We start from the raw sequence: 24,675 nt of genomic DNA on the forward strand, positions 1-24,675 counted from the left end.
ACAAACACGCTTGTGATTTAACGTTCATAGCTGAGTCGGCCGTTGGCAATCTACCTCGACAACAACGCTACAACCCCGTTGGACCCTGCGGTCCGCGAAGTCATGATGCACTATTTCGACGAGGAATACGGCAACGCTGCAAGCCGGACCCACGAGTATGGGCTGCGCGCGAAGCGCGCAGTACAGACCGCGCGACGGCAAATCGCGGACGTCGTGGCCGCAGACCCTACCGAGGTCGTCTTCACGTCAGGCGCGACCGAAGCCAACAATCTCGCTCTTCTCGGACTGGGTCCGATCGCAGCGGCCGAGGGGCGGCGCCACATCATCACAACCACGATCGAGCATAAGGCCGTTGCCGAGCCGATCGATGCACTCGAGCGCCAAGGCTTCAACGTGAGTAGAGTCGCCGTGGATGGGAGCGGACGGGTCAGCGCCGAGGCGGTTTTGGCCGCCATCACACCGGAAACAATCGCCGTGTCCGTGATGTTCGCGAACAATGAGACGGGGATCCTGCAGCCCCTCACAGAGATCGCCGACGGGCTCGCAGACCATTCGGCCTATTTCCACGTCGATGCGGCGCAAGCCTTTGGGAAGGTGATTGAGCCGCTTCGCCATAAGCGGATCGATCTAATCTCCGCCAGCGCCCACAAGCTGTTCGGCCCCAAGGGGGTCGGTGCCTTGATCGCCCGCAGGCGCGGCACCGAGGCGCCGCCCTTGTCGCCCCTCATGTTTGGGGGCGGGCATGAACGGGGGCTAAGACCCGGGACACTGCCGGTGCCGCTGATCGCGGCGTTCGGCGAGGCTGCGGCGCGTGGACTTGCTGAAGGGCCGACCCGCGAGCGGGTCGCCCTGGCTCGACGGGTCCGGGCGCTTGAGGCTTTCAGCGCCATCGGGGTCACACCCATCGGCGATCAGGCCCACGTCCTACCCCATGTCCTGATGTCGTCCTTTGACGGCGTGGATTCTGAAGCGCTGATGCTAGCCATTAAGGACGTGGCGGCGGTGTCGAACGGATCGGCCTGCACCTCGTCGTCCTACGCGCCCAGCCACGTGCTTAAAGCGATGGGATTGCCGCCCTCTATCGTGGAAGGCGCGGTCCGATTTTCCTGGTCGCACCAAGGCGATGAGCCGCCCTGGCAAGCCATCGCGGACCGCATCTCGCCTCTCCGCCCGATCTGATTCAGGGTGTGGAGGAGGGATCGAGCAGGCTGGCTACCTCGGCCGGCCAGCTCTCGAGAAACTCCTCGATCGCGTACGGTCGTTGGTCGCGAGCGCCTGAGAGATATTCGAAGCCGCCGCTGGCGTAGGCGTTCATTCTTCGGACGCCGACATCGCTGAGGTCATTCGGGCTCTTGGCGTCCAGCAGCCGCTTGAACTCGGTCTTGACCGCAGCCTTGTCCTCCATCGCGATGCCGCTGCTCCTGAGTTCAGCAGCGACGAGCAGACCGATGAGGTATCGGCTCACCGGCCGGTATTCCTCCACCCACCGCTCAACCAGATCGGTTGACGGGCCAGGCTCCGTCGCGCGTCCTGAGGCTAGACCGGCCATGAGACAGAGATAGTACATGTCCCACTTCACCTTGAATGGCGGGACGGCATAGATCTGAGCGAACCATTTCTCAGCATCCTTGCGTAGACGAAAGTACGCCATCTCAGCCCTCGTCCTCGAGATCGAACCGTTCGAAGAAGGCTCGACCCTCCACCAAGACCGCGTTGTCCGTGATGGACACCCCGTCGTTCGGCAGCCTTGCCTGAAGACCGCGCGTCCCCTCGGTCCGTCTGAAGAGCGTCAGATATTTGATGCTGTCCGAGGCTTCCTGCAGGGCGGGCACAAAACCTTCGCGTTCCGTATTGATCGTAAAACCGACGAACTGGCTGCAGAGCTGCGGGATCAAAGCGCCGATACGGCGTCTCACCCCGGCGTCGATCGGGTTGGCGGGACTGTCGACGATCAAGGGCAGCTCGTGGCCGCCGCGCTGGAGCACGCTCATGAGGAAGACGTAGCCAACCGAAAGCGTCTGGCCCACGCTGGCTCCGCCCTGGCCCGCGAGTCTGAGGGCCCCGTCGATGCTTGCGATACGTAGCGGGTCATTCATAAGGACCTGGCGGAGCCGGTCGTTAGAGATCTCGATCAGCTCCGACTTGATCTGCGCGCGCGCCAGCTCGCCTGCGCGCCCGAGAATCTGCTTCAGGACCTCGGTCTTGGCCCGCAGGTCCAAGGTCTCGGTGATCGTGGCGATCTTCTTGCCGACCTCTTCAATCTGCCTTTCGAGAGACTGGATCGACCAGGTCTCGGCATCGTCAGTAAGGTCGTCGGGTTCGTCCGCTTTGCGCAGCAGTTCCTTGGCACCTTCGAGCCGCTCGGCTGCCAGGTCCTTTTGGGTCTGCCACCCCTTGAGCTCGTCATCTCCGGCATCAGCAAGCTGTGTCGTCAGCAGATCGACAACTTGTTGCGCTTCTTTACGCTGTCGGCGGGCTGCGGCGAGATCAGTGATCGACGCCGCGAAGGTGGTCCGAATGGCGGCGGTCTCCGACGGCGCGCCGGCTTTCTCGATGTCCTGCTTGAGCGCATTGAGGAAGCCCGTCGACATGTCATCGAGATAGTCGGCGGAACGCCTCTCGATCTCTGCGACCGCCCCGTCGGTCATATCACGGCCGCAGATGCATTCGTCGTCCTCCACGAGATCCAGAAAGAACTGGGCGGACGTGTTCTCAGGAAGCTTCAGCCGGTCGAGGTTGCCACGCAGTGTCCAGAGCGTCTCGGCGAACTGCGCATGAAGAGCGAGCGGATTGCGCAGCGCGCCGATCGTCTCCGCGACGATCCGTTCGAGCGCGCTGTTGGCGCCGACCAACGCCAGTTCCGCATCGTGCGCCTCGTCGCGCGTTGTCTCCACTTCGGACAAACGAACCCGGATCTTGCGCTCCAACGTTTCGATCTCGGCCTGCAGCGTTACAGCCTTGCTGGCCGCGTCTTCACGCTTGCGCGAAACATAGCCGAGCCGTTTGGTCAGCGCCTCGTAGCGAAGTTGCTCCTTCTGCAAAGTGGCGTCCGATTTGCCCGGGGCCAGCTTCGCCTGCTTGTTCCATACCCCTTCGGCGAAGCGGGAAACTTCGTCCAGAAGATAGAGCTCACAGAGGGCGTCGATAACCGTCTCCGCCTGCAGACCGGACGGATCGAATAAGCGGTTGGCGAACTCGCCGTCGAACACGAAGAGATCAAGGAATCGCGGGGTGAGGAACCGTCGATATGTCGGCTCCGGATCCCAACCCGGCACCACCCCGTTGCTGCCTGCTCGTGTGGTCCTGTAAATCGCTTCCGCACGCTCGAAATCTAACGACAGCTCGAAGGTCAAAGGGCGATCGTCGACCGACAGGCGTACGACAAAGACGCCCTTGGCGTGGTCATCGCCTGGGCGACGAAGCCCCCGGATCGTCTCTTCGTCCCACTGTACGGCACGACCGCTCATTGCTGCGTCCAGCATTTTCAGGGTCGTCGTCTTGCCTGTGCCGTTCGGCATCTGAAGCAGGCTGATCTGGGCAGGCGTACGATGCGTGACTGTGAGATCGATCGCAGCATCAGGACACCGCAGCCCGCGGCTTTCCCAGCCAAGAAGCTTAATCTTCACCCGTCGGCTCCGCCTGCAGTTTGGCGAAGACCCCGTCGTAGTTCCGCTTCTGCACATCACCGCTGTCGTCGCCGTTTGAGAGACCTTCGAGCCAAGCCTCGAGCCGGTCTCCCACGGATGCTGCCTGGGCGGCCTCCGCGACGGCGTTGTGCAGCGCGACCTTCATCGCTGAATCAATTGGCATCGGCGTCTTCCCTCCGAACCGACGACAGGACTTCAAGCCATGACGCTCGGTCCTCATCCGCGCTCGGTTCCCCGACCGCAGCCCCCGTCCTTACAAAATCAATGACCCGCGCCCGCTTGGTGCGATTCGTCGGGTCAGTTCTCAAACATCGACCAATACGCTGAATCGTCTCAAGGCGAGAACGGGCTGACGCGAAAAGCACAACCGCATTCAAGCTCTGGATGTCGATGCCTTGCGAGATGCGATGGCAGGTGATGAGGCAGTCGATTTCACCCTTTGCAAATGACACGAGGTGGTTTCGATCGTCCTCGGCGTAATAGGTTCGATACCTGTGGGTGTAGGCGTCGATCGTCTCGAGGATCGGAACCGCATATTCCCGGGTTTCAACGAAGATAATGCAGCGATTTATGATTGATGGGTCTTCTGCCAGCCGGTTTGCGAAGACGAGTGGCTTCTGCTCTGCGGTCTTGTAGACGCGAGCGAGCTCCGTCCACATTTCCTGCTGGCTCATCGGTCGGCCTTCTCTGGCCCGACCCGCTTGGCGACTGTAGATCTGCTTCAGACGACGACGGTCCTCATCCGTCAGGTCGTAGGGCAGGGGTTCGTAGTCAAATTCGGTCAGCACTCCGCGGCGGATCGCCTCCTCGAGCGGGAAGGCGTAGATCGTCGGGCCAATTGCCTCTTCGATGAACTGATTGCCGGCGTCGTCATACGCCCGCTCGGGCGTAGCGCTCAGCCCTAGTCGCCAGGCAAAACTCGCATGAAGACCGGCTAGGCTCTCCACTAATGCGGGCGCGCCCAGCCCATGCACCTCGTCGTGGATGATGAGCGCGGTTTCCTTTGACACCTTGGCGAGGTGACGACTGAGGCGTCCCAATTGACCTCGGGAGACCAGCAGAAGGGCGTGGTGGGGATCCAGGCCGTACTCAGGCAGTTCGCGGTTTTCTTCGTACTGCCGGTAGAGGAGCCAGCCGCGCCCCTGGTTTGCCAGCCACTGCCTCAAATCCTCGGCCCATTGGTCGAGCAGATCGGTGCCGTCCATACAGATCACTGCCGTCCCGATGTCTTGCTTGCCGACGAGCCGCGACAGGATCGCCAACGCGGTCCGCGTCTTGCCGGTGCCGGTCGCCATCTCGAGCACGCCGCGGCGCTCTCTCAGAAACGCGTCCATGGCGTCCTGTTGATGAGGCCAGAGCGAAATCGCTGGGGCGGGCACCGGCGGTGTCGTTGAAACGGGTTTTGCTTTGGGTGCTCGAGCCCGGAGTCTCTCCAGGAGGTCGGCCGTAGGCCGTAGCACGCTCAGGCCTGGCGTGTCGCCCCGCCAGGCTTCGTCGAACTGTTCGACCTTGCTGGCGACGCGCCCGTCTTCCCCCGGCACCCAGTCGCGGAACACGTCGATAGACTCGAAATTGCGCCGATGCCCCGAGTCGGTTTCATTCGCTGATCCTGTGAAAGCGAGGCGGCCTCCGCCGGCAAGATCCACCACACCCACCTTCTCGTGGTACATGCCAGCGTCTTCGACATGGTCCGGAAACGCGAAGCGAAGCTCGAGCCCTTCGCTCGCCAAGAGCCAAGCGAACACCGTCGCGCGACGTCCAACATCGTCAGGTTCGTCGATGAAGTTGAGAACGGTCTCCAGGATGCGATCGCCTATCTCGGAGTAGACCGCAGCGCGCTGCTCTGCCGACTGCAGCGACCTGAGCAGGTTCAGATCTGCTTCGGACAGCTCGGGCGAGGCGATGAGTTTGATACGGAGGTCGCCAGTCACCAACCGAACCAGCCCCTCCGACCATGCAAGCAGTGCGCTCGTGGTGAAGAAGCCCACGCTGCGGCGATAGAGAACCGCTGACTTCAAGGCCGGGCCGAAGAAATCCTGCGACAGTCGGTCCTGTCCGCTGCGGTAGGTCTCTTTGACCCCCGCCCGAAACTGAGCTGCCTGTTGTTCCGCGCTCATGCGTCCTCCGCCCAGTCCAGAAACTCTCGCATGCGGCGATCCGCCAGAAGCTCCACCTCCGGTGGCCGTTCGCCGTCGCTCGCCGCGCCGATCTGCCCATAGGTTCGAGTGACCAACTCCGGTTGCGCCCAAGTCGGGGCTCTCCCGCGCCCCGCTACGATGGCGGCGGCCAACTCATGGCCAACCAAGCTGTCCCAAATCAGGGTGCCATGCTCATGGCGCGCCGAGCTTAGGAGCGAGGTCCAGGCTGAAGCATCGGAGGTCGCCGGATGTGGAAGCTGCCACGGAGATTCCTCGTCGGTTGCAGGCGGGGTGATGGCTCCCAAAGCTGTGAGAACCACCAGCAGCCCGCAGCTCGACTGACTGTCGATTCGTCCTCTCAGGATCCGGTTGAGCCGGAGCCAGTTCGTCTGCCTCATGGCCGTGAGGTCGAGCAGAGCCGCGAGGATGCGATCGACCGGTATGCGCTCGTAGACGAGTTCTTCACGCAAACTACTGATGAGGTCGTAGCGGCCGTGTCGGCGCTGCAGGTCCCGCCATTCGAGTCTCGCCTCTGTCGAAGCGGGCCAGGCATCTACGTCCGCCACAGCCAGAAGACTGCGGTAGACCTCCTCGGGGCCTTCGCGACGTGCCCATCCGCACAATCGCATTTCGGCCTCGGGTATCCAAAGCGGATATGTACCCCAAGGTTCTTTCGCCCGCCGACCGTAGGCCAGTAAGCGCGCCTGTGTCGCGTCGAGGAGGTAGGGTGCAGAGCCGCGGGCTAGGGTTTCGGCGGTCGGTGTTTCGCCGACCAAGCCGTAAACGCCTGGCAAGACGCGCTCGAACAGGTCTGGTCGCCCGATCAGTATGGGGCCGATTGAGTGTTTGGAGCGTCCTGGTGGGAGAATACGATGCGCCGCGTTCATGAGCCGACCGATGGATTGCGGACCTGTCCTCGCAAGCTCGTCCCTGATGGCTCCCGCCACCGTGCCGTCCACTTCCGTCTGGGCTTCGCCGGACGCATCGTCCTCGACGTCATCGGGCGCGCCGTTCGGCGACCCCCGTTGCAGCGGGCGAGTCGCCCCTTCGCCGGCCGCCGACCAATAAGCTTCAGCGGTCTCGATGAAGAGGTGCGGAGCCTCTTCCATGACGATCACCAGGTCACGCGGCGAACACCGGTCCTGATCGAACGCCTTCCGATAACTGTAGTGGAGATCGAGAATGGCGACGGGCTGCGTGGCACCGCTCAACAACGCATGCGCGTTCGCCATTCGCCTCGGCCGAGCACTCAGACGCTCGAAGACATAGCCGCCCGATAATACGAGATCTTGAGTGAGCAGCAGCGCTGATCGGGCGATCTCCAAGTGACCAAAATCGTGGACAGGGCGCGGTAAGGCCTTGGTTGCAAGCTGTCCGGGAAGCTCGGCCGCTAGGGCCGAGACAGCTTGCTCATCGCCATCGCGCCCGAGCCAGCCGGCCGGAAAGGAATAAGCCACGGCATCCAGATAGGTTACGAGATCTATCCCGGCGATTTCAAATGCCAGCAGAATGCGACCATCGAGGCTTTGGCGCGCTCGATGGAGTTCGCTACGTCGCAGCACATCGTTGTTCGCCGTCAGATATGACCAGCCGTCTCTCCAAAGCCGAAGCAGGTTCGCCAGGACCTCAGCGGGCAACAGTGTGCGCACAACCCTAACAGCCCGCTGTTCGATCTGACGCACCCGCTCTCGGGTGATCGCGTAGATCGCGCCAATCTCTTCGAGGGTCTTCTCTTGCGAGAAATCGGGTGGAAAGCGGAAGGCGAGGACTTCCGCATCCCGAGAGGAAAGTTGGCCGATGGCCAGGTCCAGGATCCTGATCAGATCCTGGGTCTCAACAGTGGTCGCCTGTTGAAGTTCGTGAACCTCGTCCCAGAGGTCAGGCTCGCTTTCGAGCTCGGCAGCGTCGATTCCTAACACCTCGGCGAGAGCGAGCCTTTGCCCTTCGTCCAGGCCGAGGGTCCGACAACGCTGCGCCAGACTTAAGAGCACATAGGCCCAGAACTCCCGACGACTCTTGCGTCCCAGGTTAGGTTGACAGCTGAGGGTCCGATCCAGCGCCCTCCGCGCCTGGATCGCGTGACCCAAACACAATGATGAGAATGGAGGAGTAGCGATTAGGTTCGCCACCCGCTGAGGGAGGGCGTGGCGCCGGAACGCCTCGGAGATCGGGATCGCCAAACCCAGTTCGGCGACCACGCGGCTGGCGGACGGCGCATCGGGCGGATCGGTAACCTCATCGCCAAAAGACAGGTTCACCTCAGGTCGCCTTCGCCTGAGCGGAGAAGCCCTTCCACGCATTGATGAGCGACGACAGTCTCAAGCTTCGGGTGCGGCTGATGGCGTCGCTCGGATCGTCCTTGAAAGGCTTGAGGAGCGGCAGCAACAGCGCGGTGATGAGGTCAGCCGAAGCGCTGTTCATTAGACTGTGCGTTTGGCCCGTTTCACGGACGTAGGCGTTAAAGGCTTCAATGCGCGCCCGCGCGGCCTCCTCCGTGAATGGCTCAACGGCGCCGCGGACGGTGTCGAGTGAGTTCAGTTTGAGACGAAGGGCCGCGTCGTAAGCCTGCCCCGCGTTGACCGAAAGATCGGCGCCCGGGAAGGTCGACCTCAGTCGGGCGACGAAGTCGTGGACGTCGGTGAACTCCCCGGTCTGGGATCTCATTCGCTGCTCGTTGGCCTCGAGAAGTCTCGTAATGGCCGCGTCGCCTGATCGAGTCAGGTGGCCCAGCATCTGAAGCAGGCCCTTCTCCGTTCCGGTGGGGCCGCCGCCCTCGGGCTTATAGCCGATGTCGTGCTCGATCTCGTTCCAGACGTGCGCCATCATGGAACAGATCTGCACCTCGCACGACGCTCCGGCGAGATTGTCGTACTGGCCGACCCGATCCTCACTTCGAAGAAAGACCTGACAATGGGTCGCCCGGTAGAACTGACAGGCGTCGGCATCGAGCTTGTTTTTGAGATCGATGTCGATCTCCACATCGTCTTTCGGACCTGCGAAGAGCTCCCGTAGTCGATCAGCGACCTTCTGTTCGTCCTCGGGCCGGTAGGTAGCGACCCGGACGCCGGCGAAGTCGGTAATGCCCTCAAAGACGGACTCGACTGTGGGGTAGTCCTTGTCCGGCCGCTTTGAGAACCGGACAAGCTTGCCCCGGAAACTCTGCGCGGTCTTTGTTCGATAGGTGACTTGGGCGCGGATTGCATCGCCTTCGACGATTTGCGCCAGGCATATGTCCGCAACCCGGGCGGCCAGTTTTATGTAGCGGTCGCGTTCCCGCAGGTATCGCTCCACCGCGCCGTCGATAACTTGGTCGCTGATCGCCACAAACGGCCCCGAATCTCGTTTCGTTTTCGGCTATCGAAAAGTCCAGTCGAGCTAAATCAACTATACAGTGCATCGCAAGTGGTTTGCGCGCCGTGCCGGGGCTCGGGGCCCGCTGCGCGATGACGTGTGCTGAACCCGTTCGGCGAAGACTGGGGGCACGGCCGTCGTCACGGCAGCCGTGAGGCGGCGGAAAGGCGGTGCGCGCTCACTGGAGGAAAGTAGGGCTGAAGCGTTGTGTACGTGGGTCGCACGATCTAGCTGATTTCGCCTTCAGAAAGAGGGACCGGTGGCGCTTGATGGCCGACGGCTTTTCTGACGATCCCGACACCGGGGCGTAGCGGAAACCAAGCCACGGTTCACCCTCTCCGGCCAGCGGCTCTTCTGGGTCGCGGGACTGATCAGGGATGGCGCCTTCGCTATGCTGACTATGGAGCCGGGAGTGGGTATCGCGCCCCTATGCCGACCTTCAGATCGTGCTTCTACGGCCCGAGGATGACGCGGCCTGGCTCAATCTTCCGCGACCCGAAGCCAAACTGTTGCGGGCTCTGCCAGCAGCGAGCCTTGAGGTCGAGAAAGTCTTCTCGATGGCGGCCTGAGCCTAGACGAACGAGGAGATCTGCACGACCGAGCGTGCGTAGCCTGCGGTGTCGGAGGTGAGGCGGCGGCCACCGTCTCGCATCCTTTTCGCGCCAGCCGGCGCGGCCTCTCGATGAGGCGGATCTGACCGAAGCCCGGTCGGCTGGCGCAACCGCTCTCGCGACTTTCATCCCCGGCCTGACGGCCTTCCTCGCGAAACAAGAAAGTCTCTCATCGCGGTCCTCCGCTTCGCTGCGGGGGCTCGCTTCGCTCTCCCCGCGCGCCGCCCGGGCCCCGGTCTCCCGATCGCCATCGAGGCCGCGGCAGGCGTGGCCCGAAGCAAAGGAGAGACTGACATGGCCACCATCGGCACCTTCACCGCCCAAGGCGACGGCTACACCGGATCGATCAAGACCCTCACCCTCAACGTCAAGGCGGCGGTCCTGCGGCCCAACGACAAGAGCGACGACAAGGCCCCCGACTTCCGAATCTTCGCTGGCCAAACCGAGTTCGGCGCCGCCTGGAAGAAGACGAGCCAGCAGAACCGCGAATACCTGTCGGTCAAGCTCGACGATCCCAGCTTCCCGGCGCCGATCTACGCCTCCCTGGTGGAGGTCGAGGGCGGACACAGCCTGATCTGGTCCCGCTAGACCAAGAGCCGCGGCGGCGCGGGGACCGCGCCGCCGCTCCTTCTTCCCACAATCCGTTTCGAGGAGGCCGCCATGACGCGCCCCGCCGATCCTGCACGCCCGGACATCCACGCCCGGATCACCCAACAAATCATCACCCAACTTGAAGCCGGAGTTCGTCCCTGGTCCCAACCCTGGAAACATGCAACCTCCGTGAGCCGCCCTCTGCGCCACGATGGAACGCCTTGCAACGGCATCAACGTCATCCTGCTCTGGGGGGAGGCCGCCGACCGGGGCTATACCCGGTCCACCTGGATGACCTTCCGGCAAGCGCTGGCTCTGGGCGCTCACGTCCGCAAAGGCGAGCGCGGGGCGACGGTGGTCTACGCCAACCAGATCGTCCGGGCCGGGGTCGACGAGGCTGACGCGGAAGTCGAGCACCGCATTCCGTTTCTGAAAGCCTATACCGTGTTCAACGTCGATCAGATCGAGGGCCTGCCCGACCGGTATGACGAGCCGGAAGCCCTCGTCATCAATTCGGACGAACGGATCGCCCGGATCGACGGCTTCTTCCGGAGCTGCGGAGCCGACGTCCGACACGGCGGCGGGGCCGCCTATTACGCGCCGGGTCCGGATCACGTGCAGATGCCGCCGTTCGAGTGTTTCGAGAGCGCCGACGCCTACTACAGCACCCTTGGACACGAGATGACGCACTGGACGCGGCATCCGACACGTCTCGACCGGGACTTCGGTCGCCAGCGGTTCGGCGATCCCGGCTACGCTCGCGAGGAGCTGGTCGCCGAACTCGGCGCCGCCTTCCTCTGCGCGGACCTCGGCCTGGAGCTCGAGCCCCGCGACGACCATGCCGCCTACATTGCGAGCTGGCTCCAGGTGTTGAAGGACGACAGGCGGTTCGTCGTGTCGGCGGCGTCGCACGCGCAAAAGGCCGTGGACCACCTCAAGGGACTGCAACCCGTCATCGCTTGAGGGTCGAGGCGCGCCGCGCTGGCGGCGCGCCTCGACCGCTTCGCGAAAGGCGAAGAGAGCGTGGTCAGAGGAACCGGTTATCCAGGCTCGGATCTTCCCCGTATCAATCTGAAGGGATCACCGGGTCAGGACCGAGGAGATGATCGACCGTTGGGATGCGCCCGATAATCTCGCGCCGGAAAGGATCGTCGTCGAACGGGTGGGGGATGAATGTATATTGCGGAGCGCCTTTGCTCAGGGTGATGTCGAGCAGTTCCCCGTCCGCGCTTCGGACGATCGAGTGAGAGTGAAACCGCAGCCGGTTCTCGAAGGTCTCGCCCCTTGCGTTGAGCCGGCCATGAACGACTACGTATGTCGGGTTCGCCTCGACCCAGCGGCGGGCGTTCTCGTGACAATGGCCCGGCTCTGGGCGCCAACCCGGCGTCTGGTCGCCAATGTTGGAAAGTCGCTTTCCGGCAAGAGCAGCCGCGAGGGTGGCCGCCAGTTCATCTCGGTCCATTGCATATTCCGGATCAAAACTGCAGCCGCCGCCAGGGCTGACAGCGTCTCAGTGAAACGGCGAAGTTAGGGGTAGGCGGGGGATCGGCCAAGCGCACCAGTGACGGCTGGCCAGGAACGTGTCCCGCCGTCCGGCTGGGGCGCCCTTCAGGGCGGCGGGCGAGCGGCCGGCTTCGGACGCCGAGGGGAGGGCGGGCAGCACCGGAGACCTACGGGGCGAGGGTGGTGACGGTCTAGGGCAGGATAGGCTTTGCGCCGGCAATGTCAGACATCGCACCCCGCTCATGGACCGCCTCACCGTCCGCCTTCCGCCCGATCTCATCCGCCGCTTCGATGCCGCCGCGGCCGGGCGAGGCGGTCGGTCCCGCCTCTTGCGCAGCCTCGTCGAAGGTGCTGCGCATGCGGCCCTCCCGGAGACCGCCGCCCCATCCGTGAGCCGGCTCGACGCCAAACTGTCTCTCCGGCTGGACCCTGACGACTTGGCGCTGCTGGAGGCCGAGGCGGCCCGCGCAGGCCTTTCCCGGACCCAATGGACAGTCGCGTTGATCCGCCGACGGCTTCATGAACGGCCTCAGCTCTCGCCGTCCGAGGCCGTCGCCTTTGTGGGCATCCAGCGTGAGTTGCGGCGGATCGGCGTCAACGTGAACCAGATCGCCAGGGCGTTGAACACCGCTGTGCTCGACGGCAAGGTGCTCGATCTGGAGATCGCCCAACTTGCCGACTTTGCGGCCGAGATCCGCGCACATCTCGACGGGCTGCAGGACGCATTCAGGGGCAACCTCGACTATTGGTCTGACTGCTGATGGCGGACTTCGTCCAGGTCCGCGGGTTCGAAGACGCGGTGCGTCCGCCAATCCGGCAAAGGCGCGCGCGCCTGACCGATCCGCCGGGGCGGGTCGCACGGGCCCGGCCCGACATGGCGCCTCGCGCCCGGCTCGACCGGATCGCCCGGCGCGTGCCCGAGGTGATGGTCAAGGTCACGGGCCGGACGCGCGACGGCGGTCACCTCAAAAGCCACCTCGCCTATATCGGCCGGAATGGAAAACTTCCGCTCGAGGGGCCGGACGGCGAGCGCATACAGTCCCCGGGCGAAGTCACGATGCTCGTCGGGGACTGGATGGCGGAGGTCGAGGCGGATCCACGCCGTCGCAGGGACAGCGCGGTCAGCCTGTCGATCGTACTGAGCATGCCGCCGGGCACGGATCCCTTCCGAATGCATGATGCGTCGCGAGCCTTCGCCCGCCGGACATTCAGCGACAGCCACCCCTATGTGTTCGCTTTTCATACCGACGAGCGGCATCCCCATGTCCATCTGACGGTTCGGATCCTTGGTCATGACGGGCGCAAGCTGAACCCGCGAAAGGCGGATCTGGAGCGGTGGCGCCAGACCTTCGCGGCTGCATTGCGGGATCGCGGCGTGGAGGCTGAGGCGACGCCGCGTCGGGCGCGGGGGATCGTTAAGAAGGCCGAGACCAGTTCCGTCCACCGTATCCGCGCCCGGTTTTCCCAGCAGGAAGGCCCCCCGCCCAAGGTCGATGTTGCGGCGGTCCGAGACGCGCTCAACCAGGTTCGAGAGACGCCATGGGTTGAGGCCAGCCGCGCGCGTCAAACGTCGATCCGGCGTTACTTCGTGGCTCAGGCGTTGGCCTTGTCACGATCGGGCCGTCACGATGATCGGAAGCTGGCGGAGGATCTTCAGGCCTTCGTCAAGGCGATGCCACCTGTTCGGACCCGCGCCGAGGAGATCCTGAGCCGTGCACTTGAAAGACGAACCGCCGGGATCGACCGATCGGAATGCTCGAGGGGGCCGACTTATCGGCGTCGATAAAGCCGTCGATCCTTTGACGGGCCACGACCGTATCTGGCGCGTTGGGCTGCCATGACGCGTACGTAGTAAGCCGAAGCTGGACACTGAAGTGCCCTCCCGCTCTAAGACATCTTCCTCCCAGAGGGGCGGTGGCTCCCCGACTCGCCTTTGGCGTGTTAGGTTGATTGAGGCGACCAGACAGGGTCGCAGGATATGAAATGGCGCGTAGCGATCTTCTGATTTCCTTGGTGCGTGCCGGCGCCGCTGGTGATCGCTCCCTGCTGACCTCCACGGTTGAGGCGATCGTGGCCGAGGAGAAGTCTCGGAGCCATAATGTGCTGGCGGACCGGCTCCAACGAGCCCTGCAGTCTGTCCCCGTAACAAACTCCGCCGAGTTGCGACGAACAGGGTCTTTGGCCGGTGGACGGGATTTTGTGATCGTAAGCGAGGCTCGCGTCGAGCTGAGCGACCTGATTCTTCCCTTACCCGCCAGGCGATTGACGGAGCAGCTTATCCAGGAGCAGCTTCGAGCGGACCTTCTGCGAACCCAGGGTATGCAGCCCCGCCACCGCATCCTGCTCTCTGGTCCTCCCGGCAACGGCAAAACCTCAATCGCCGAAGCTATCGCCAACGCGGCGTCATTGCCCCTGTTGACCGTGCGCTACGACGCCCTCGTCGGTGCTTATCTGGGCGAAACGAACGCTCGTATGGCGAAGCTGTTCGAGTATGCGCGAGCCACCCCATGCGTTCTCTTTTTTGATGAGTTCGATGCTGTCGGCAAAGAGCGCGGCGACGTACATGAGACCGGGGAGATCAAGCGAGTCGTGTCGTTTCTCCTGATGCAGCTCGACCAGCTCCCCAGCTATGTGATCGCAATGGCCGCGACCAATCACGCCGAACTTCTGGACCGTGCGGTCTGGCGACGTTTCCAGTTGCGGATCGACATGCCGGCGCCGGATGCTGCGGCACGCGCTGTCCTGGTCTCGCGGTTCATGGACGCTTGGCCGGAGCCCGTGAACCTTTCGCCCGAAACCGTTGCGAAGCGCCTGGGTCCGGTCAGCTACGCCGAGGTCGCGGAATTCTGCCAAAACGTGCGAAGACGTCATATCCTCGCTCAAGGTTGTGAGTCGCTGAAGCAGGCGCTGGGCGACGAACTTTCACTGTGGGCGACGCGGGTCGTCCCGGAGGGACATGGCGAGACCGACGAGACCCCTACTGCGCCTGGATCCTCCCGCGCTCCGCGCGCGCGTTCCAAGGGCCGGATTTCCAAGACCGCGCACGATTGATCGCGACGCGCAGGTCGCTGCGCCGGCGGGTCAACGCCTTCAGGCGTTGTCGCGTGTCCTCGCAGCCGGAACGCCGGTGCTGCAGCTCCGGGCGGACCCCGGCGGCCTCGCGCCGGAACGCCTGCTGGTTTTTGAACTCACCGGCGACGTAGGCGGATTCATACGCGCCGCAGCCTTGGTGCCTGGCTTGGAGTTCGTCGGCGCCGATGAACTGGAACCAGACGCGCAGGATCGGGACCCGGCCCTCTATCTCATGATCCCGGACGGCCGCGCGCTGACGCAGATGTCCAACCTGTGGCGCGAATTCGCCGCTGGACGAGCATTACCGTACGGCTTTGCGCCTTGGCGAAACCTCTTCCTCCAGATGAGGGATCTCCGACCATGGGGGCCGCAAGATCGTCTCACGAAAGAGGATGCGGCGATCCTCGCCGAGCAACGTGCTGACGAAAAGGGCTGCGTCCGGATTGAAGTCGAACTGGTATTTCGGGCGACGCGCGCGGCTGAAGAGGAAGTCTCGGGCCTCGTCGTGGAACGCGGGGGCGTCGTTGTTTCCGCGCGCCGTATCGACGGCGCCCGCTACCACGCTCTCCTCGCCGAGGTGCCGTTGGCCGAGGTCCAGACCATTCTGGCGCGAGGTTACGAGGGGCTGATCGGATCCGAGGCGGTCATGCACATCCGCCCCCAGAGCGCGGTTCAGCTGACTCTCGTCGAGCCGGACGAAACCCAGCCGCCTCCGGTGAATGGGCTGCCGGAGGGCGATCCGATCGCTGCGGTCTTCGATGCTGTTCCCCTGGCCGGCCATCCGCGCCTCGCCGGACGCCTATCGGTCGAGGATCCTTTCGACCTTGAGCGCCTCTCCGTAGGACCGCGCGTCCACGGGACAGCGATGGCCTCGGCAGTCCTCCATGGCGACCTGCACGCGCCGGGTCCGCCCCTTGAGCGTCGGGTTCACTTCGTCAATCTGATGTACGCGCCTGCCCCGATCGACGATCCGGAACGGTTTCCGGATCGCCTACCGGCTGACCTGTTTCACGAAGCGGTCGCGCGAATGAAAACCGGTCCGGGCGCGACTGCCCCTCATGTCATCGTCATCAACGCCTCGCTCGGCGACATCAACAAGCCCTTCGCCGGGCGGATGTCGGGATGGGCCCGCGTCATCGACTATCTATCTTACGCCTACGGCGTTCTGTTCATCATCAGTGCGGGAAACCACACCTCCGATCTTGAGACCGCCGACCTCGATATTATCGCGTTCGAGGATCTCGCCCCCGGCGAACGGGCTAAGGTTGCCCTGCGCGCGAGCGGGTCCGCCATGGCCTACCGCCGGGTGCTCGCGCCGGCTGAATCTATGAACGCGCTCACGGTCGGCGCCCTGCACGGCGATGGGGGACCCGCGCCCCCGGCGGCCGCTTTTACGTTCGACGTCTGGGCCGACACCGGGCTCTGCACGGTCTCCAGTGCCTTGGGCCCCGGTCACGGAGGCGCGGTGAAGCCGGACATCCTGGCACCCGGAGGGCGACATCAGGTTCGGCTCAGTCCGCGGGGGCAAGGCCATGCCCTGACGCCCCTGCGAAACGCCGGGCCATCCGGCGTGCTTGTGGCTGCCCCGCCGGATCTGCGGTTCGCGCGTCCGGACGCGGTGGGCAAGTCAATCGGCACGAGCGTGGCGTCCGCTCTAACGACCGGGATCGCAGTTCGCGCTCACGAGGCCTTGGAATCCGTCTACGAGGATTTCCTTGAGATTCCCGGAGCTCACCGGTCGGTTTTGCTCAAGGCCTTACTCGTGCACTCGGCGCGGTGGACCGCCGCCCGCGATCTGATCGTGGAAACCCTCGGTCCCGCAGACAATCGTCAGCACGTCCGCCAGAAGGACAATGTCAGGCGCTATCTCGGTTTCGGTGCCATCGACGGAGAGGTGGTGCTAGAATGCGCCGCTGACCGAGCGACGATGTGGAGCGTAGGCCGATTGGGGTCCGGTCAGGCTCACACTGTGCGGATTCCCATCCCCGCGGCGATGGCCGGACGGGCCGCACCTCATGAGGTTTGCGTGACCGTCGCCTGGATGGCACCGCCCCGCATTGGGGCGCCGAAATATCGGGGCGTCCAGATCAAGATCGTAGAACCGCGCGAGGCCGCCGCTATGCTGGCTGTCGAGGCCGACGGCCTCCAGCCCGACTATAACCAGACCCACAACGGGACAGTCGTCCATCGCCGGTGGGAAGGCGATCGCGCAGCAGCGTTTGGAGAGAACGCGACGTTCGATGTGATCGTGCAGCGGCAGATCGATGACTTCCCTGACCTCACGCCCTACGCCGTGGTCGCGACAGTGAAGATGCCCGGCGTGAATGAGATTTACGCTCAGGTGCGGGATAGACTCGCAGTCCGGCCGCGGGTTCCGGTCGCCGGACGCTGACGCGAGTTGCGATGAGGTGGCGTTTCAGGAGGCCGCGACGCCTTGAAGCCCCGAGTAGCGGGCGGCGACGGTCAAGGCCGTCGGTCCCTGGATCCCCGGTTGGCTTGCCGACCCCGTTCGTTGTCGATGCCGGTGCGATCCCGCAAGCGATCCATGGCTCGCGTCATGAGGCGTATTCGCGCGGCGGGATCTTCGATCAGCCGTCTGACCACGGCAGCAGCGGCACGCAGCCGGTCCTCCGCCATAGGGGCGTCGAACGGCCGCCGATCGGGGGCAGAAGTGGAAGCGGATCTATCACCCGCTGCCTGGCGGTCGCGATCGCGCGGGCTGTAACCTCGGACCGCAAGGCCCAATGTCTGCGCCTGAATCCAGGCCTCTCGTCGAAATCTTTCGTCGCCTGACAACCGCACTTCGGTCCAACCGCGATGCTTCGCGATCTTCAGCATGTCGGCGACGGCGTCGGGATAAGCCTGAGTTGCGATCAGCCTGCGGCCCTCATCTCGAAACATCGGCTCGGTCGCGCGGTGGTCCCGGTAGAAGCGGGACGGACGACCCAGCCGATCGTGTTCGATCAGGTAGCGCTCCAGAACCGCCTGAGGGGCGTCGCCCCGCCTGCGGGACCGTGCGTCGCCGTCTTTTGCGGGCGGAGGCGCCACTGCGTTGCCCGCCGGCTTGTCTCCGGCGTTGGCTCGCTCGCTCATCGGCCGTCATCCCGATCCGGTGCGTTTACAACCACGTCAATGACCTGGTCCAGCCAGTCGGCGACCTCGTGCTCGGTCGCGCCGATCTCGGGCGGCGGGCAACCCTGCTCGGTGAAGGCCTGAACCACGGCGTCGTAAGTCATTTCGGCGTCCTCAAGGGGCGGAGACGGGGTGGAAGGTGCGAGTGCGGCGACGGCCGGGGTATTGGGCGGCCTGGCCTGGATCGGGGCCGGTCGTTGGCGGCGGGTGAAGACCCGTTCGCGGAAAAACTGGATCTTTTCGCCGCGCGCCGGCGGCATCCCGGCCTTGAGGACGATCAGGGTCCGAGCGGGGAGCTGCATCAGTTCCTGAGGCATCATCAGCGCGCGCCGTTGGTCGGACGTTGTCGTGCTGCGTCGACCAGACCCCAGACCCATCGGACGGCTACGGCTTCGGGCGCCATAGGTGAAGTAACCGAGTCGCTCGCTCAGCTCCTGGGCCACCTTCAGTTCCTTGGGCGCGAAGACGACCTCGATTCCACAGTTCGTCAGGATGTCTTCGCTTACGTCCGGCCCATAAAGCGCCCGGAGCTGTGACGGGCTCTGGATCACCGGCAGGAGGCGAAAGCCGTACCCGGCCAGGTACGAGAAGGCGGCGGCGAGAACAGGCGCGCGACCGAGCCGGGCGAACTCGTCCAGCAACACCAGAACGGGGCGGTCGTCAGGGCCGGGCAGGCGGCGGCTGTTAAGGTCGACCAGTTGCTGGAACAGCAGGCTGTAGAGCGGTGCGACGCGCAGCATGTTGTCCGGCGAAGCGCCCAGATAGAGCGACAGCCCTCCGTGACGAAGGTCGCGCAGATCGAAGTCGCTGACAGCGGTCGCTGCGTCTACGGCGGGATTAAGCCACAGTCCCATACGGCTGGTGATCGTCTGCCGGACCGAAGCGAAGGTGTTCTCACTTGAACTGCAGAAGTCCGTGAGGGCGGAGGAGCAACCGATAGAAAGAGGCGATCCGGCCAGCGTTCGCGCCTTGATCAGCCCGGGGAACCGTTCTCTCGCATCGCTCTGGGTCAACTGGCGGAAGACTTCGCCCAGTGAGAACGGCAGATCCGGCGTTTCAGCAACATAGGCCCCAACGCCGATGAAACCGGTGCGCGCCGCCTCAGACCAGAATGGATCGGCATGGTCGTGACCGGGGAAGAGCATGACTGCCATGCGCTGAAGTTCGTCCAGCACGGCGGCGGCGACCGTCCGGTCGATATGGGAAAGGGGGTTGAAGCGCGTGGTCCGGCCATCGGGCGCGAGCGGATCAAACAACAGGACACGTTGGCCGGCGGCCGCCCTGAACCCCGCCGTCGCCTCATAGTTTTCACGCTTGATGTCGAGCACGACGACCGAGCCTGACCAGGTCAGGAGATTGGGGATCACGACCCCAACCCCCTTGCCAGTGCGTGTCGGCGCGTAAAGCATCACATGCTCCGAACCGCCGGAGATCAGCCACGAGCGCCCGCGCCGCCCGAGCAGGATGCCTTCGCGGGAAGACAGCCCCGCCGCCTTCAGGTCGCGTGTCGAGGCCCAGCGGGCCGCGCCGTGAAGGGGACGGCGAACGCCGAGAGCGATCGCCGCGACCATGACGACGGCGAGCAGCCCATTGATCAGGGCGCCGATCCGAAGCCAGCGCTGAAGGTCGGGGTCGGCGCGATAATGCCACAACCAGGCTGGGACACGGAGAGGCTCGACGTCCGGGGACAAGCGTCCGACGCCCGCCAGGGCGATCATCGCGGTCGATGTTCCGGCGAGCACCAGCAGGAGCGCGAGACCGATCGCGACGAGGGCCGCCCTAGCCGCCGGGCTGGCGCTTTCGAAGCGGGTCATGCCAGACCTCCGTCAGACGATAGCGCCCGTCGACCTTCTTCATCTGGACCACGACATCGACCAGCAGGTGCAGGAGGGCGCGGATATCGTCGCGCGGAAGGTCGCGGCCGCCCTCGGACTCCCGCACCAGCAGCGTCAGCTGCTCGAAGGCGAGGGCGGCTGAATCCGCATGCACCGTCGTGATGGATCCCGGATGTCCGGAGTTGACGTTGCGCAGGTAGAAGAAGGCGGTCCCGTCGCGCAGTTCCTGCAGCAGGATCCGGTCGGGCCGCATACGCAGGGCGCTTTCCAGCAGGCTTTTCGCGGTGACCTGCGCGAGACCCTGACCTTCCTTCGAATAGACCAGATGAACGACGTTGCGGTGGGGCACGACCAGTTCGCGCGTGTCTTCGATCGTCAAGAGGCGTTCGTGTTCCGGGATAGCCTCAACCAGGCCCTTGGCGAAGGTTGTCTTGCCCGAGCCGGTCGCCCCGGACACGAGGATGTTGCGCCGCGAGACCACGGCGAGCCGGAAGAAGGCGGGCCAGTCGCCGGCGGTCTTCAGCCCGACAAGTTCGGCGTCGATCGGATCGATGTCGGCGGCCTTCGCCGCGATCACGGCATCGAAGAGACCGGCCGCCGCGAAGGCATCCAGTCCAAAGTGGCGACGCGACGGCTTGCGGATCGTGAGCGACACGGTGCCGGCGGGCGCCGCCGGCGGAAGCACGATCTGACACCGTTCGTCGCCGGGGAGGGCGGTCGAGCAGATCGGGCGCGCGTCGCTGACATCCTGCTTCGTGAACGCGGCCGCAGCCACAGCGAGCGTGCGGAGCCAGGCTTCGGTGAGGACGGGCTCCTCATGCCATCGCCATTGGCCGCCCTGCTCGATCCCGACCTCGCCCGGACGGTTGATGACCAGTTCGGTCACGTCATCGGGCGCCAGCAGCGGCCGCAGGGGCGCCAGGTAATGCTCGAGAACGGCGGTGTCGTCCATCAGCGCGCTCTCAGCCGGTAGACGCCGGAGAAGTTCAGGTCCTGGGCCACGAAGATCGACACTTCGGAGCCCTGCGCCTTCCGCAACGTCGGGGGAATGTCGACCGAGTTCTGAAGCGCGATCCCGGCGGCGTCCGACGGGACCCGCGCGGTGTCCCGAACGGCGCTATCGCGTCCGACCGCCGCGTACAGGCCGTCGTCGACCAGCGACAACAGGAGCGCGCCTCCGAACCGGTCCCAGAAGTGCGTGTCGATCCGGCCGTCGAAACCGGCCCTGCCGAGAGCGTCGGCGGCGGGCGACGCGAGCCCGACTGTGACCCCGGCTGGCGTGACGGCCCGGGTCCACAGGACGAACAGCCGGCTTCGACCTTGCTGCAGGCCGCCCTGATATTCCCCGAGCACCCGGGTGCCGCGTTCCATCAGCACTACGGCGCCGTTCTCGGAATAGATGTCGCGTGGCAGGATGCAGCTGACGAAGCCCGGCGTCGCGCTGTCCATGGCGGTCTGCAGGATGCACGGGATCGACGCCCCGGCAGTCAGGAGGAGGTTGCGATCGCTGAGGACGCCGGCGCGGGCCTCGCCGATCACCGAGCCCTGTCGAAGGCTGTCCAGCGCCGTCACCCGGGCCTGCACAGGGGCGCTGACCACCTTCGGATCCGCTGTCGTCCGCAGAAGATCCGAGGATGCCTCGCCTCTGGCGCCCTGGCGGCTGTAAGCGAGCACCGGCGCGCGCCGCGCCTCATCCAGGAGCGCGCGGTGCCGCTCGGCCGCAGACGGGCCGCCCGTCGCCTCGGTCGAACGCGCTTCGATCGCCGGCACCCGTTCACCGGTCGAGGTCAGCGTCGGGGCGTCCGGGCTCTGGGAGGCGTCGGTGAGAGTCGGCGGAGCTGTGTCGCGGCGGGCGGGCTCGAACGGAACCAGCTGACGCGCAGGCTCGGTTCCATCCCGCGCGCCTTGATCGACGCCATCTCCGCGGTCCCAGGTGGCGAAGAGAAAGACGGCGCAGCCGAGACCGAGAGCGGCGAGGGTCACGACCTTGGATCCTCGGCCGCCGAAGCGCCCGGCGATCGGCGAGATGCCTCGATCGAGAGGCTGGGATTGCTCAGCACGTTCGGTCCGCGGTTCATCGACGGCGGAATCGCCGGGTTCCACAGAGTGGGTCATCGCGGGGCTCCTCCCACCACGGTTCGATCGACGGATGGCGAGGCCGTGCCCGTCCCCGTAGCGACGCCGCGTGGCTCATAGGCGTCGTTGAAGATGCAGAGGACGGCGCCGCCCCGGCGCAGGCGAAGCCCTGAACTGACCGCATGCACCACGACGAATTCGCCCCTGACGTCGAAGGGCACGAGGCTTTCGACGCCTTCAGACGAGACGGCGTAAATGGCCGGGATGGGCTGGTTCGCGGGAAAGCGCAGAACCGTGAAGCGGCCGTTGTCGGTCACTTCGCTGGGCTGGAGGTCCGGGGCGCCCTGGACGCTGTAGGCGAGATTGCGCGGACCCGCGAGCGCCGCTTGATCGAGGGTCAGATCGACGAGGCGCGCCTCGATCGCCCGGGTCGCCGCGTCCAGAGAGGCCACCGTCGCCGCCTGGACATCGGCGGGATAGCGAAAGCGGATTTGGTAGGCGATCGCCGCCCGGTCGCGAGAGTCCCGGGCGGCGAGCTCGAAGGCGTAGTGCCGGGTCGAGCCGGCGCGTTCCGTGACGACCAGCAGATTGGTGGCCTGCAGCCGTTCCCGGGGTTTGAGAAACAGGACGGAGCCTTCGGCGGCGACTTCCCAGCTGACGCTGTCGCCGATTGCGACGTGTCGGATGACCTCGTCGGGGCTGAAGACGATCTGGGTCGCGGTCCTGAAGGCGCCCGCGATCCGGTAGACCGCGCCCGGCGCGTAATCGACCTCGACCATTCTGGCGTCGCGAGTGCCATGGTCGGCCAGCGCCGGCGAAGCCGACAGGAAGACGAGGCCGGCGGCGAGGGTCATGAGGAGACGTCTCATCGCACGACCTCCGGATCGGCGCGGTAGGACATCACCTGAAAGCCGAGCGGATTGCGCAGGCGGTCAGGCTCCGACATCGGGGCGCGGGTGTAGGTAAAGGCTATGGTGGCGATCCAGTCGCTTTTGATGACCTGCTGCGCCTGGCGGACCGTCCGGTGAAACCGGACGTTGGCCACGCCGTCGTTGATGAAGCCGATCGCACGGATCGAGATGACCGCTTCGGCGCCGGGGCCGTAAAGGTTCTGGGGACTGTCGGGATTCGAGCCGCGATAGATGTCAGCCCAGCGCCGCTGTTCTGCGCTCCCGGACAGGATGGACACGAGGGCGAAGCTCTCTTCGGCGGCGGGGTCGAGATAACCTTCACGAGCGCGGACGTATTGGGCAAGGAAGTATTTGCTGATGGCCTCGTCATAGGTGGCCGGACCCTCGGCCGCGGACAGGCCCCGAACCACGTCGACGGCGCCGGTCGATTGATCGACCCGCACGACGAATGGCTCCGTCGTCTTCAGCGGGGTGAGCACCGCCACCGCCGTCACCGCAACGAGCGTCAAACCGGAGGCCGCCGCCGCTACGGTCCAGGCGAGGCGGCGCGACCGGATCGCCGCTCCGAGACGGTCCTGGTCCCACCGACGCGCCTCGGCGAAATAGGTCTTCAGATCGGAGGACGGGACGCCGGTCATGCGCAGCCTCCCATCGCTGAGGACTGCGGAGGAGTGATATCGGGCGCAGCTGGCAAGGGCGGAGACGCCTCGCCCACAGGCGTCGGCGCAGGAACCAGGATCGAGCCGTATGGGTTGGCGGGCCGGCGGTTCCGGCCGTCGCAGATCGGGGGTTCCCCGTCTGCAAGCGCCGCGCAACCTGCAACAGCCTGCAGCGCCAGCAGGGCCGATAGAAATTTCGATGCGGTTCGGAGTTTAGACATCAGCGCGCTCCTGAGGGACGAATGGACCCGCCGCCGCGCGGCGGTTGACGACTGGCTTCGAGCGGACCACGGGCCGCGCCGCTCGGGCTGGAACCCAGGGCGGCGGCGTTGGCGAAGTCGGCCAGGCCTGCGCTGGCGCCGCCCGCGATCCCGGCGGCGATGGCCGGGGTCTGGAGGAAGAAGATCGCGCCCAGCAGGCACAGGGCGATGAAGATCAGCCCGCCCACCATCGGGTCGCCGCCTTCGATCGCGCCCCATTGATCCCGCACCAGAGACAGGACCAGCTGGAAGATCGTGATGATGAGGGCGAACAGGACCAGGTAGTTCACGGCCTGGGACAGCCAGCCGAAGAAATACCGGCGCGTGGCGTCGAAGAGCGCGCAGGCGATGAAGATCGGACCGAGGGTGACCAGCAGGGCCAGGGCCAGCTTCGCGACGAGGACCACGCCGAACCCCAGCGCACACGCGAGCGCCCCGACGATGAAGACGACGGCCGAGACGATGTAGGGGGCGAGGTCGAACGCGGAGCCCTCGGAGCCGATCTTTTCGCCGAGATATCCGGCATAGGCGAGGAACTGGTCGAAGGCCGCGCCGACGTTCGGCGTCTCGGCGCCGCTGATCGCCTGCGCCAGGAAGTTCGGCAGATCCCGGAACAGCGGCTCGGTGACGAAGTCTGAATAGGCCGGGGTGGTCGCCAGGACGTAGATGAAGAGGAGTTTGATCCCCCGGATCGCGAAATCCATGATCGGCTCGCTGATCGCGCCCCGGAAGATCGCAAAGCCGTAGAGGACGACGTAAAGGACCAGCGCGATGCGCAGGGGGCCTTCCACTTGGGCGATGACGGAGCCCAGACGATCGCCGAGGAAGGCGTTCAGCCTTTCGTCGAGGAAGGTGTAGGCCGGTTCAAAGACCCGGAACGACATCGCGG

General features: G+C 65.0%; 21 protein-coding genes. 7 read left to right on the forward strand and 14 right to left on the reverse strand.

Annotation, left to right across the window (positions count from 1 at the left end; translation table 11 throughout):
• Window positions 1-42: 42 nt before the first annotated feature.
• Window positions 43-1,179 (forward strand): aminotransferase class V-fold PLP-dependent enzyme, encoded by a 1,137-nt coding sequence (locus ACIQ1T_RS04355; protein ID WP_395943307.1) that lies wholly within the window; start codon window positions 43-45, stop codon window positions 1,177-1,179.
• Between the two features lies 1 nt (window position 1,180).
• On the opposite strand, the gene ACIQ1T_RS04360 is transcribed toward ACIQ1T_RS04355, so the two are convergent.
• From ACIQ1T_RS04360 to ACIQ1T_RS04385, 6 genes are read right to left on the reverse strand one after another with little or no spacing between them, the layout of a single operon-like run.
• Window positions 1,181-1,651, reverse strand: coding sequence for a hypothetical protein (locus tag ACIQ1T_RS04360; protein ID WP_395943308.1), 471 nt, complete (start codon window positions 1,649-1,651; stop codon window positions 1,181-1,183).
• Window position 1,652: 1 nt separating this feature from the next.
• On the reverse strand, window positions 1,653-3,626 hold the full coding sequence (locus tag ACIQ1T_RS04365) for a hypothetical protein (protein WP_395943309.1): 1,974 nt from the start codon (window positions 3,624-3,626) through the stop codon (window positions 1,653-1,655).
• Window positions 3,616-3,792, reverse strand: coding sequence for a hypothetical protein (locus ACIQ1T_RS04370; protein ID WP_395943310.1), 177 nt, complete (start codon window positions 3,790-3,792; stop codon window positions 3,616-3,618). Before ACIQ1T_RS04370 ends, ACIQ1T_RS04365 begins: the two co-directional genes overlap by 11 nt.
• 7 nt (window positions 3,793-3,799) lie before the next feature.
• Window positions 3,800-5,764, reverse strand: a complete 1,965-nt coding sequence (locus ACIQ1T_RS04375; RefSeq protein ID WP_395943311.1) for a DEAD/DEAH box helicase family protein — start codon at window positions 5,762-5,764, stop codon at window positions 3,800-3,802.
• Window positions 5,761-8,043, reverse strand: a complete 2,283-nt coding sequence (locus ACIQ1T_RS04380) for a sigma factor-like helix-turn-helix DNA-binding protein (RefSeq protein ID WP_395943312.1) — start codon at window positions 8,041-8,043, stop codon at window positions 5,761-5,763. Before ACIQ1T_RS04380 ends, ACIQ1T_RS04375 begins: the two co-directional genes overlap by 4 nt.
• 1 nt (window position 8,044) lies before the next feature.
• Window positions 8,045-9,109 carry a GTP pyrophosphokinase family protein gene (locus ACIQ1T_RS04385; RefSeq protein WP_395943313.1) on the reverse strand — a complete coding sequence of 355 codons (1,065 nt, stop codon included), beginning with the start codon at window positions 9,107-9,109 and terminating at the stop codon, window positions 8,045-8,047.
• Between the two features lie 932 nt (window positions 9,110-10,041).
• Here ACIQ1T_RS04385 and ACIQ1T_RS04390 point away from each other — a divergent pair.
• Both ACIQ1T_RS04390 and ACIQ1T_RS04395 read left to right on the forward strand, forming a co-directional pair.
• A complete protein-coding gene (locus ACIQ1T_RS04390) occupies window positions 10,042-10,335 on the forward strand; it encodes a DUF736 domain-containing protein (RefSeq protein ID WP_395943314.1) in 294 nt (97 codons plus the stop codon).
• Between the two features lie 72 nt (window positions 10,336-10,407).
• On the forward strand, window positions 10,408-11,301 hold the full coding sequence (locus tag ACIQ1T_RS04395; protein ID WP_395943315.1) for an ArdC family protein: 894 nt from the start codon (window positions 10,408-10,410) through the stop codon (window positions 11,299-11,301).
• A 103-nt stretch (window positions 11,302-11,404) separates the two neighbouring features.
• Here ACIQ1T_RS04395 and ACIQ1T_RS04400 read toward each other — a convergent pair whose 3' ends face one another.
• Window positions 11,405-11,800, reverse strand: coding sequence for a hypothetical protein (locus ACIQ1T_RS04400; RefSeq protein WP_395943316.1), 396 nt, complete (start codon window positions 11,798-11,800; stop codon window positions 11,405-11,407).
• A 283-nt stretch (window positions 11,801-12,083) separates the two neighbouring features.
• On the opposite strand from ACIQ1T_RS04400, the gene mobC reads away from it, so the two are divergent.
• From mobC to ACIQ1T_RS04420, 4 genes are all read left to right on the forward strand, one after another.
• Window positions 12,084-12,602: a plasmid mobilization relaxosome protein MobC gene (gene mobC / locus ACIQ1T_RS04405; RefSeq protein WP_395943317.1), complete on the forward strand. Its 519-nt coding sequence runs from the start codon at window positions 12,084-12,086 to the stop codon at window positions 12,600-12,602.
• On the forward strand, window positions 12,602-13,627 hold the full coding sequence (locus tag ACIQ1T_RS04410; protein ID WP_395943318.1) for a relaxase/mobilization nuclease domain-containing protein: 1,026 nt from the start codon (window positions 12,602-12,604) through the stop codon (window positions 13,625-13,627). Before mobC ends, ACIQ1T_RS04410 begins: the two co-directional genes overlap by 1 nt.
• A 197-nt stretch (window positions 13,628-13,824) precedes the next feature.
• Window positions 13,825-14,892: an AAA family ATPase gene (locus ACIQ1T_RS04415; protein WP_395943319.1), complete on the forward strand. Its 1,068-nt coding sequence runs from the start codon at window positions 13,825-13,827 to the stop codon at window positions 14,890-14,892.
• A gap of 76 nt (window positions 14,893-14,968) precedes the next feature.
• Window positions 14,969-17,305: a S8 family peptidase gene (locus ACIQ1T_RS04420; protein ID WP_395943320.1), complete on the forward strand. Its 2,337-nt coding sequence runs from the start codon at window positions 14,969-14,971 to the stop codon at window positions 17,303-17,305.
• A gap of 71 nt (window positions 17,306-17,376) precedes the next feature.
• On the opposite strand, the gene ACIQ1T_RS04425 is transcribed toward ACIQ1T_RS04420, so the two are convergent.
• The 7 genes from ACIQ1T_RS04425 to ACIQ1T_RS04455 form a co-directional block, all read right to left on the reverse strand.
• A complete protein-coding gene (locus tag ACIQ1T_RS04425; RefSeq protein WP_395943321.1) occupies window positions 17,377-18,006 on the reverse strand; it encodes an LPD7 domain-containing protein in 630 nt (209 codons plus the stop codon).
• Window positions 18,003-19,859: a type IV secretory system conjugative DNA transfer family protein gene (locus ACIQ1T_RS04430; protein ID WP_395943322.1), complete on the reverse strand. Its 1,857-nt coding sequence runs from the start codon at window positions 19,857-19,859 to the stop codon at window positions 18,003-18,005. Before ACIQ1T_RS04430 ends, ACIQ1T_RS04425 begins: the two co-directional genes overlap by 4 nt.
• Window positions 19,825-20,832, reverse strand: a complete 1,008-nt coding sequence (virB11, locus tag ACIQ1T_RS04435) for a P-type DNA transfer ATPase VirB11 (protein ID WP_395943323.1) — start codon at window positions 20,830-20,832, stop codon at window positions 19,825-19,827. The genes ACIQ1T_RS04430 and virB11 overlap by 35 nt, the downstream gene beginning before the upstream one ends.
• The gene (gene virB10 / locus ACIQ1T_RS04440; RefSeq protein ID WP_395943324.1) at window positions 20,832-21,995 is read right to left on the reverse strand and encodes a type IV secretion system protein VirB10; all 1,164 of its coding nucleotides are present in this window, start codon (window positions 21,993-21,995) and stop codon (window positions 20,832-20,834) included. The genes virB11 and virB10 overlap by 1 nt, the downstream gene beginning before the upstream one ends.
• Window positions 21,992-22,825, reverse strand: coding sequence for a TrbG/VirB9 family P-type conjugative transfer protein (locus tag ACIQ1T_RS04445; protein WP_395943325.1), 834 nt, complete (start codon window positions 22,823-22,825; stop codon window positions 21,992-21,994). Before ACIQ1T_RS04445 ends, virB10 begins: the two co-directional genes overlap by 4 nt.
• Window positions 22,822-23,505 (reverse strand): virB8 family protein, encoded by a 684-nt coding sequence (locus tag ACIQ1T_RS04450; RefSeq protein WP_395943326.1) that lies wholly within the window; start codon window positions 23,503-23,505, stop codon window positions 22,822-22,824. The genes ACIQ1T_RS04445 and ACIQ1T_RS04450 overlap by 4 nt, the downstream gene beginning before the upstream one ends.
• Window positions 23,506-23,746: 241 nt before the next feature.
• Window positions 23,747-24,670, reverse strand: coding sequence for a type IV secretion system protein (locus ACIQ1T_RS04455; protein ID WP_395943327.1), 924 nt, complete (start codon window positions 24,668-24,670; stop codon window positions 23,747-23,749).
• Between the last annotated feature and the right edge of the window lie 5 nt (window positions 24,671-24,675).

Origin of the sequence: Brevundimonas sp., from assembly GCF_044336875.1 — a bacterium.
Classification (GTDB): Bacteria; Pseudomonadota; Alphaproteobacteria; order Caulobacterales; family Caulobacteraceae; genus Brevundimonas.

Excerpts from the sequence above, each read along its gene's own strand:
- virB11 (WP_395943323.1), bottom strand. The coding sequence starts at position 20,832 with ATGGACGACACCGCCGTTCTCGAGCATTACCTGGCGCCCCTGCGGCCG.
- ACIQ1T_RS04415 (WP_395943319.1), top strand. The coding sequence starts at position 13,825 with ATGGCGCGTAGCGATCTTCTGATTTCCTTGGTGCGTGCCGGCGCCGCT.
- ACIQ1T_RS04450 (WP_395943326.1), bottom strand. The coding sequence starts at position 23,505 with ATGACCGGCGTCCCGTCCTCCGATCTGAAGACCTATTTCGCCGAGGCG.
- virB10 (WP_395943324.1), bottom strand. The coding sequence starts at position 21,995 with ATGACCCACTCTGTGGAACCCGGCGATTCCGCCGTCGATGAACCGCGG.
- ACIQ1T_RS04395 (WP_395943315.1), top strand. The coding sequence starts at position 10,408 with ATGACGCGCCCCGCCGATCCTGCACGCCCGGACATCCACGCCCGGATC.
- ACIQ1T_RS04410 (WP_395943318.1), top strand. The coding sequence starts at position 12,602 with ATGGCGGACTTCGTCCAGGTCCGCGGGTTCGAAGACGCGGTGCGTCCG.
- ACIQ1T_RS04425 (WP_395943321.1), bottom strand. The coding sequence starts at position 18,006 with ATGAGCGAGCGAGCCAACGCCGGAGACAAGCCGGCGGGCAACGCAGTG.
- ACIQ1T_RS04455 (WP_395943327.1), bottom strand. The coding sequence starts at position 24,670 with ATGTCGTTCCGGGTCTTTGAACCGGCCTACACCTTCCTCGACGAAAGG.
- ACIQ1T_RS04360 (WP_395943308.1), bottom strand. The coding sequence starts at position 1,651 with ATGGCGTACTTTCGTCTACGCAAGGATGCTGAGAAATGGTTCGCTCAG.
- ACIQ1T_RS04445 (WP_395943325.1), bottom strand. The coding sequence starts at position 22,825 with ATGAGACGTCTCCTCATGACCCTCGCCGCCGGCCTCGTCTTCCTGTCG.
- ACIQ1T_RS04430 (WP_395943322.1), bottom strand. The coding sequence starts at position 19,859 with ATGACCCGCTTCGAAAGCGCCAGCCCGGCGGCTAGGGCGGCCCTCGTC.
- ACIQ1T_RS04390 (WP_395943314.1), top strand. The coding sequence starts at position 10,042 with ATGGCCACCATCGGCACCTTCACCGCCCAAGGCGACGGCTACACCGGA.
- ACIQ1T_RS04375 (WP_395943311.1), bottom strand. The coding sequence starts at position 5,764 with ATGAGCGCGGAACAACAGGCAGCTCAGTTTCGGGCGGGGGTCAAAGAG.
- mobC (WP_395943317.1), top strand. The coding sequence starts at position 12,084 with ATGGACCGCCTCACCGTCCGCCTTCCGCCCGATCTCATCCGCCGCTTC.
- ACIQ1T_RS04370 (WP_395943310.1), bottom strand. The coding sequence starts at position 3,792 with ATGAAGGTCGCGCTGCACAACGCCGTCGCGGAGGCCGCCCAGGCAGCA.
- ACIQ1T_RS04400 (WP_395943316.1), bottom strand. The coding sequence starts at position 11,800 with ATGGACCGAGATGAACTGGCGGCCACCCTCGCGGCTGCTCTTGCCGGA.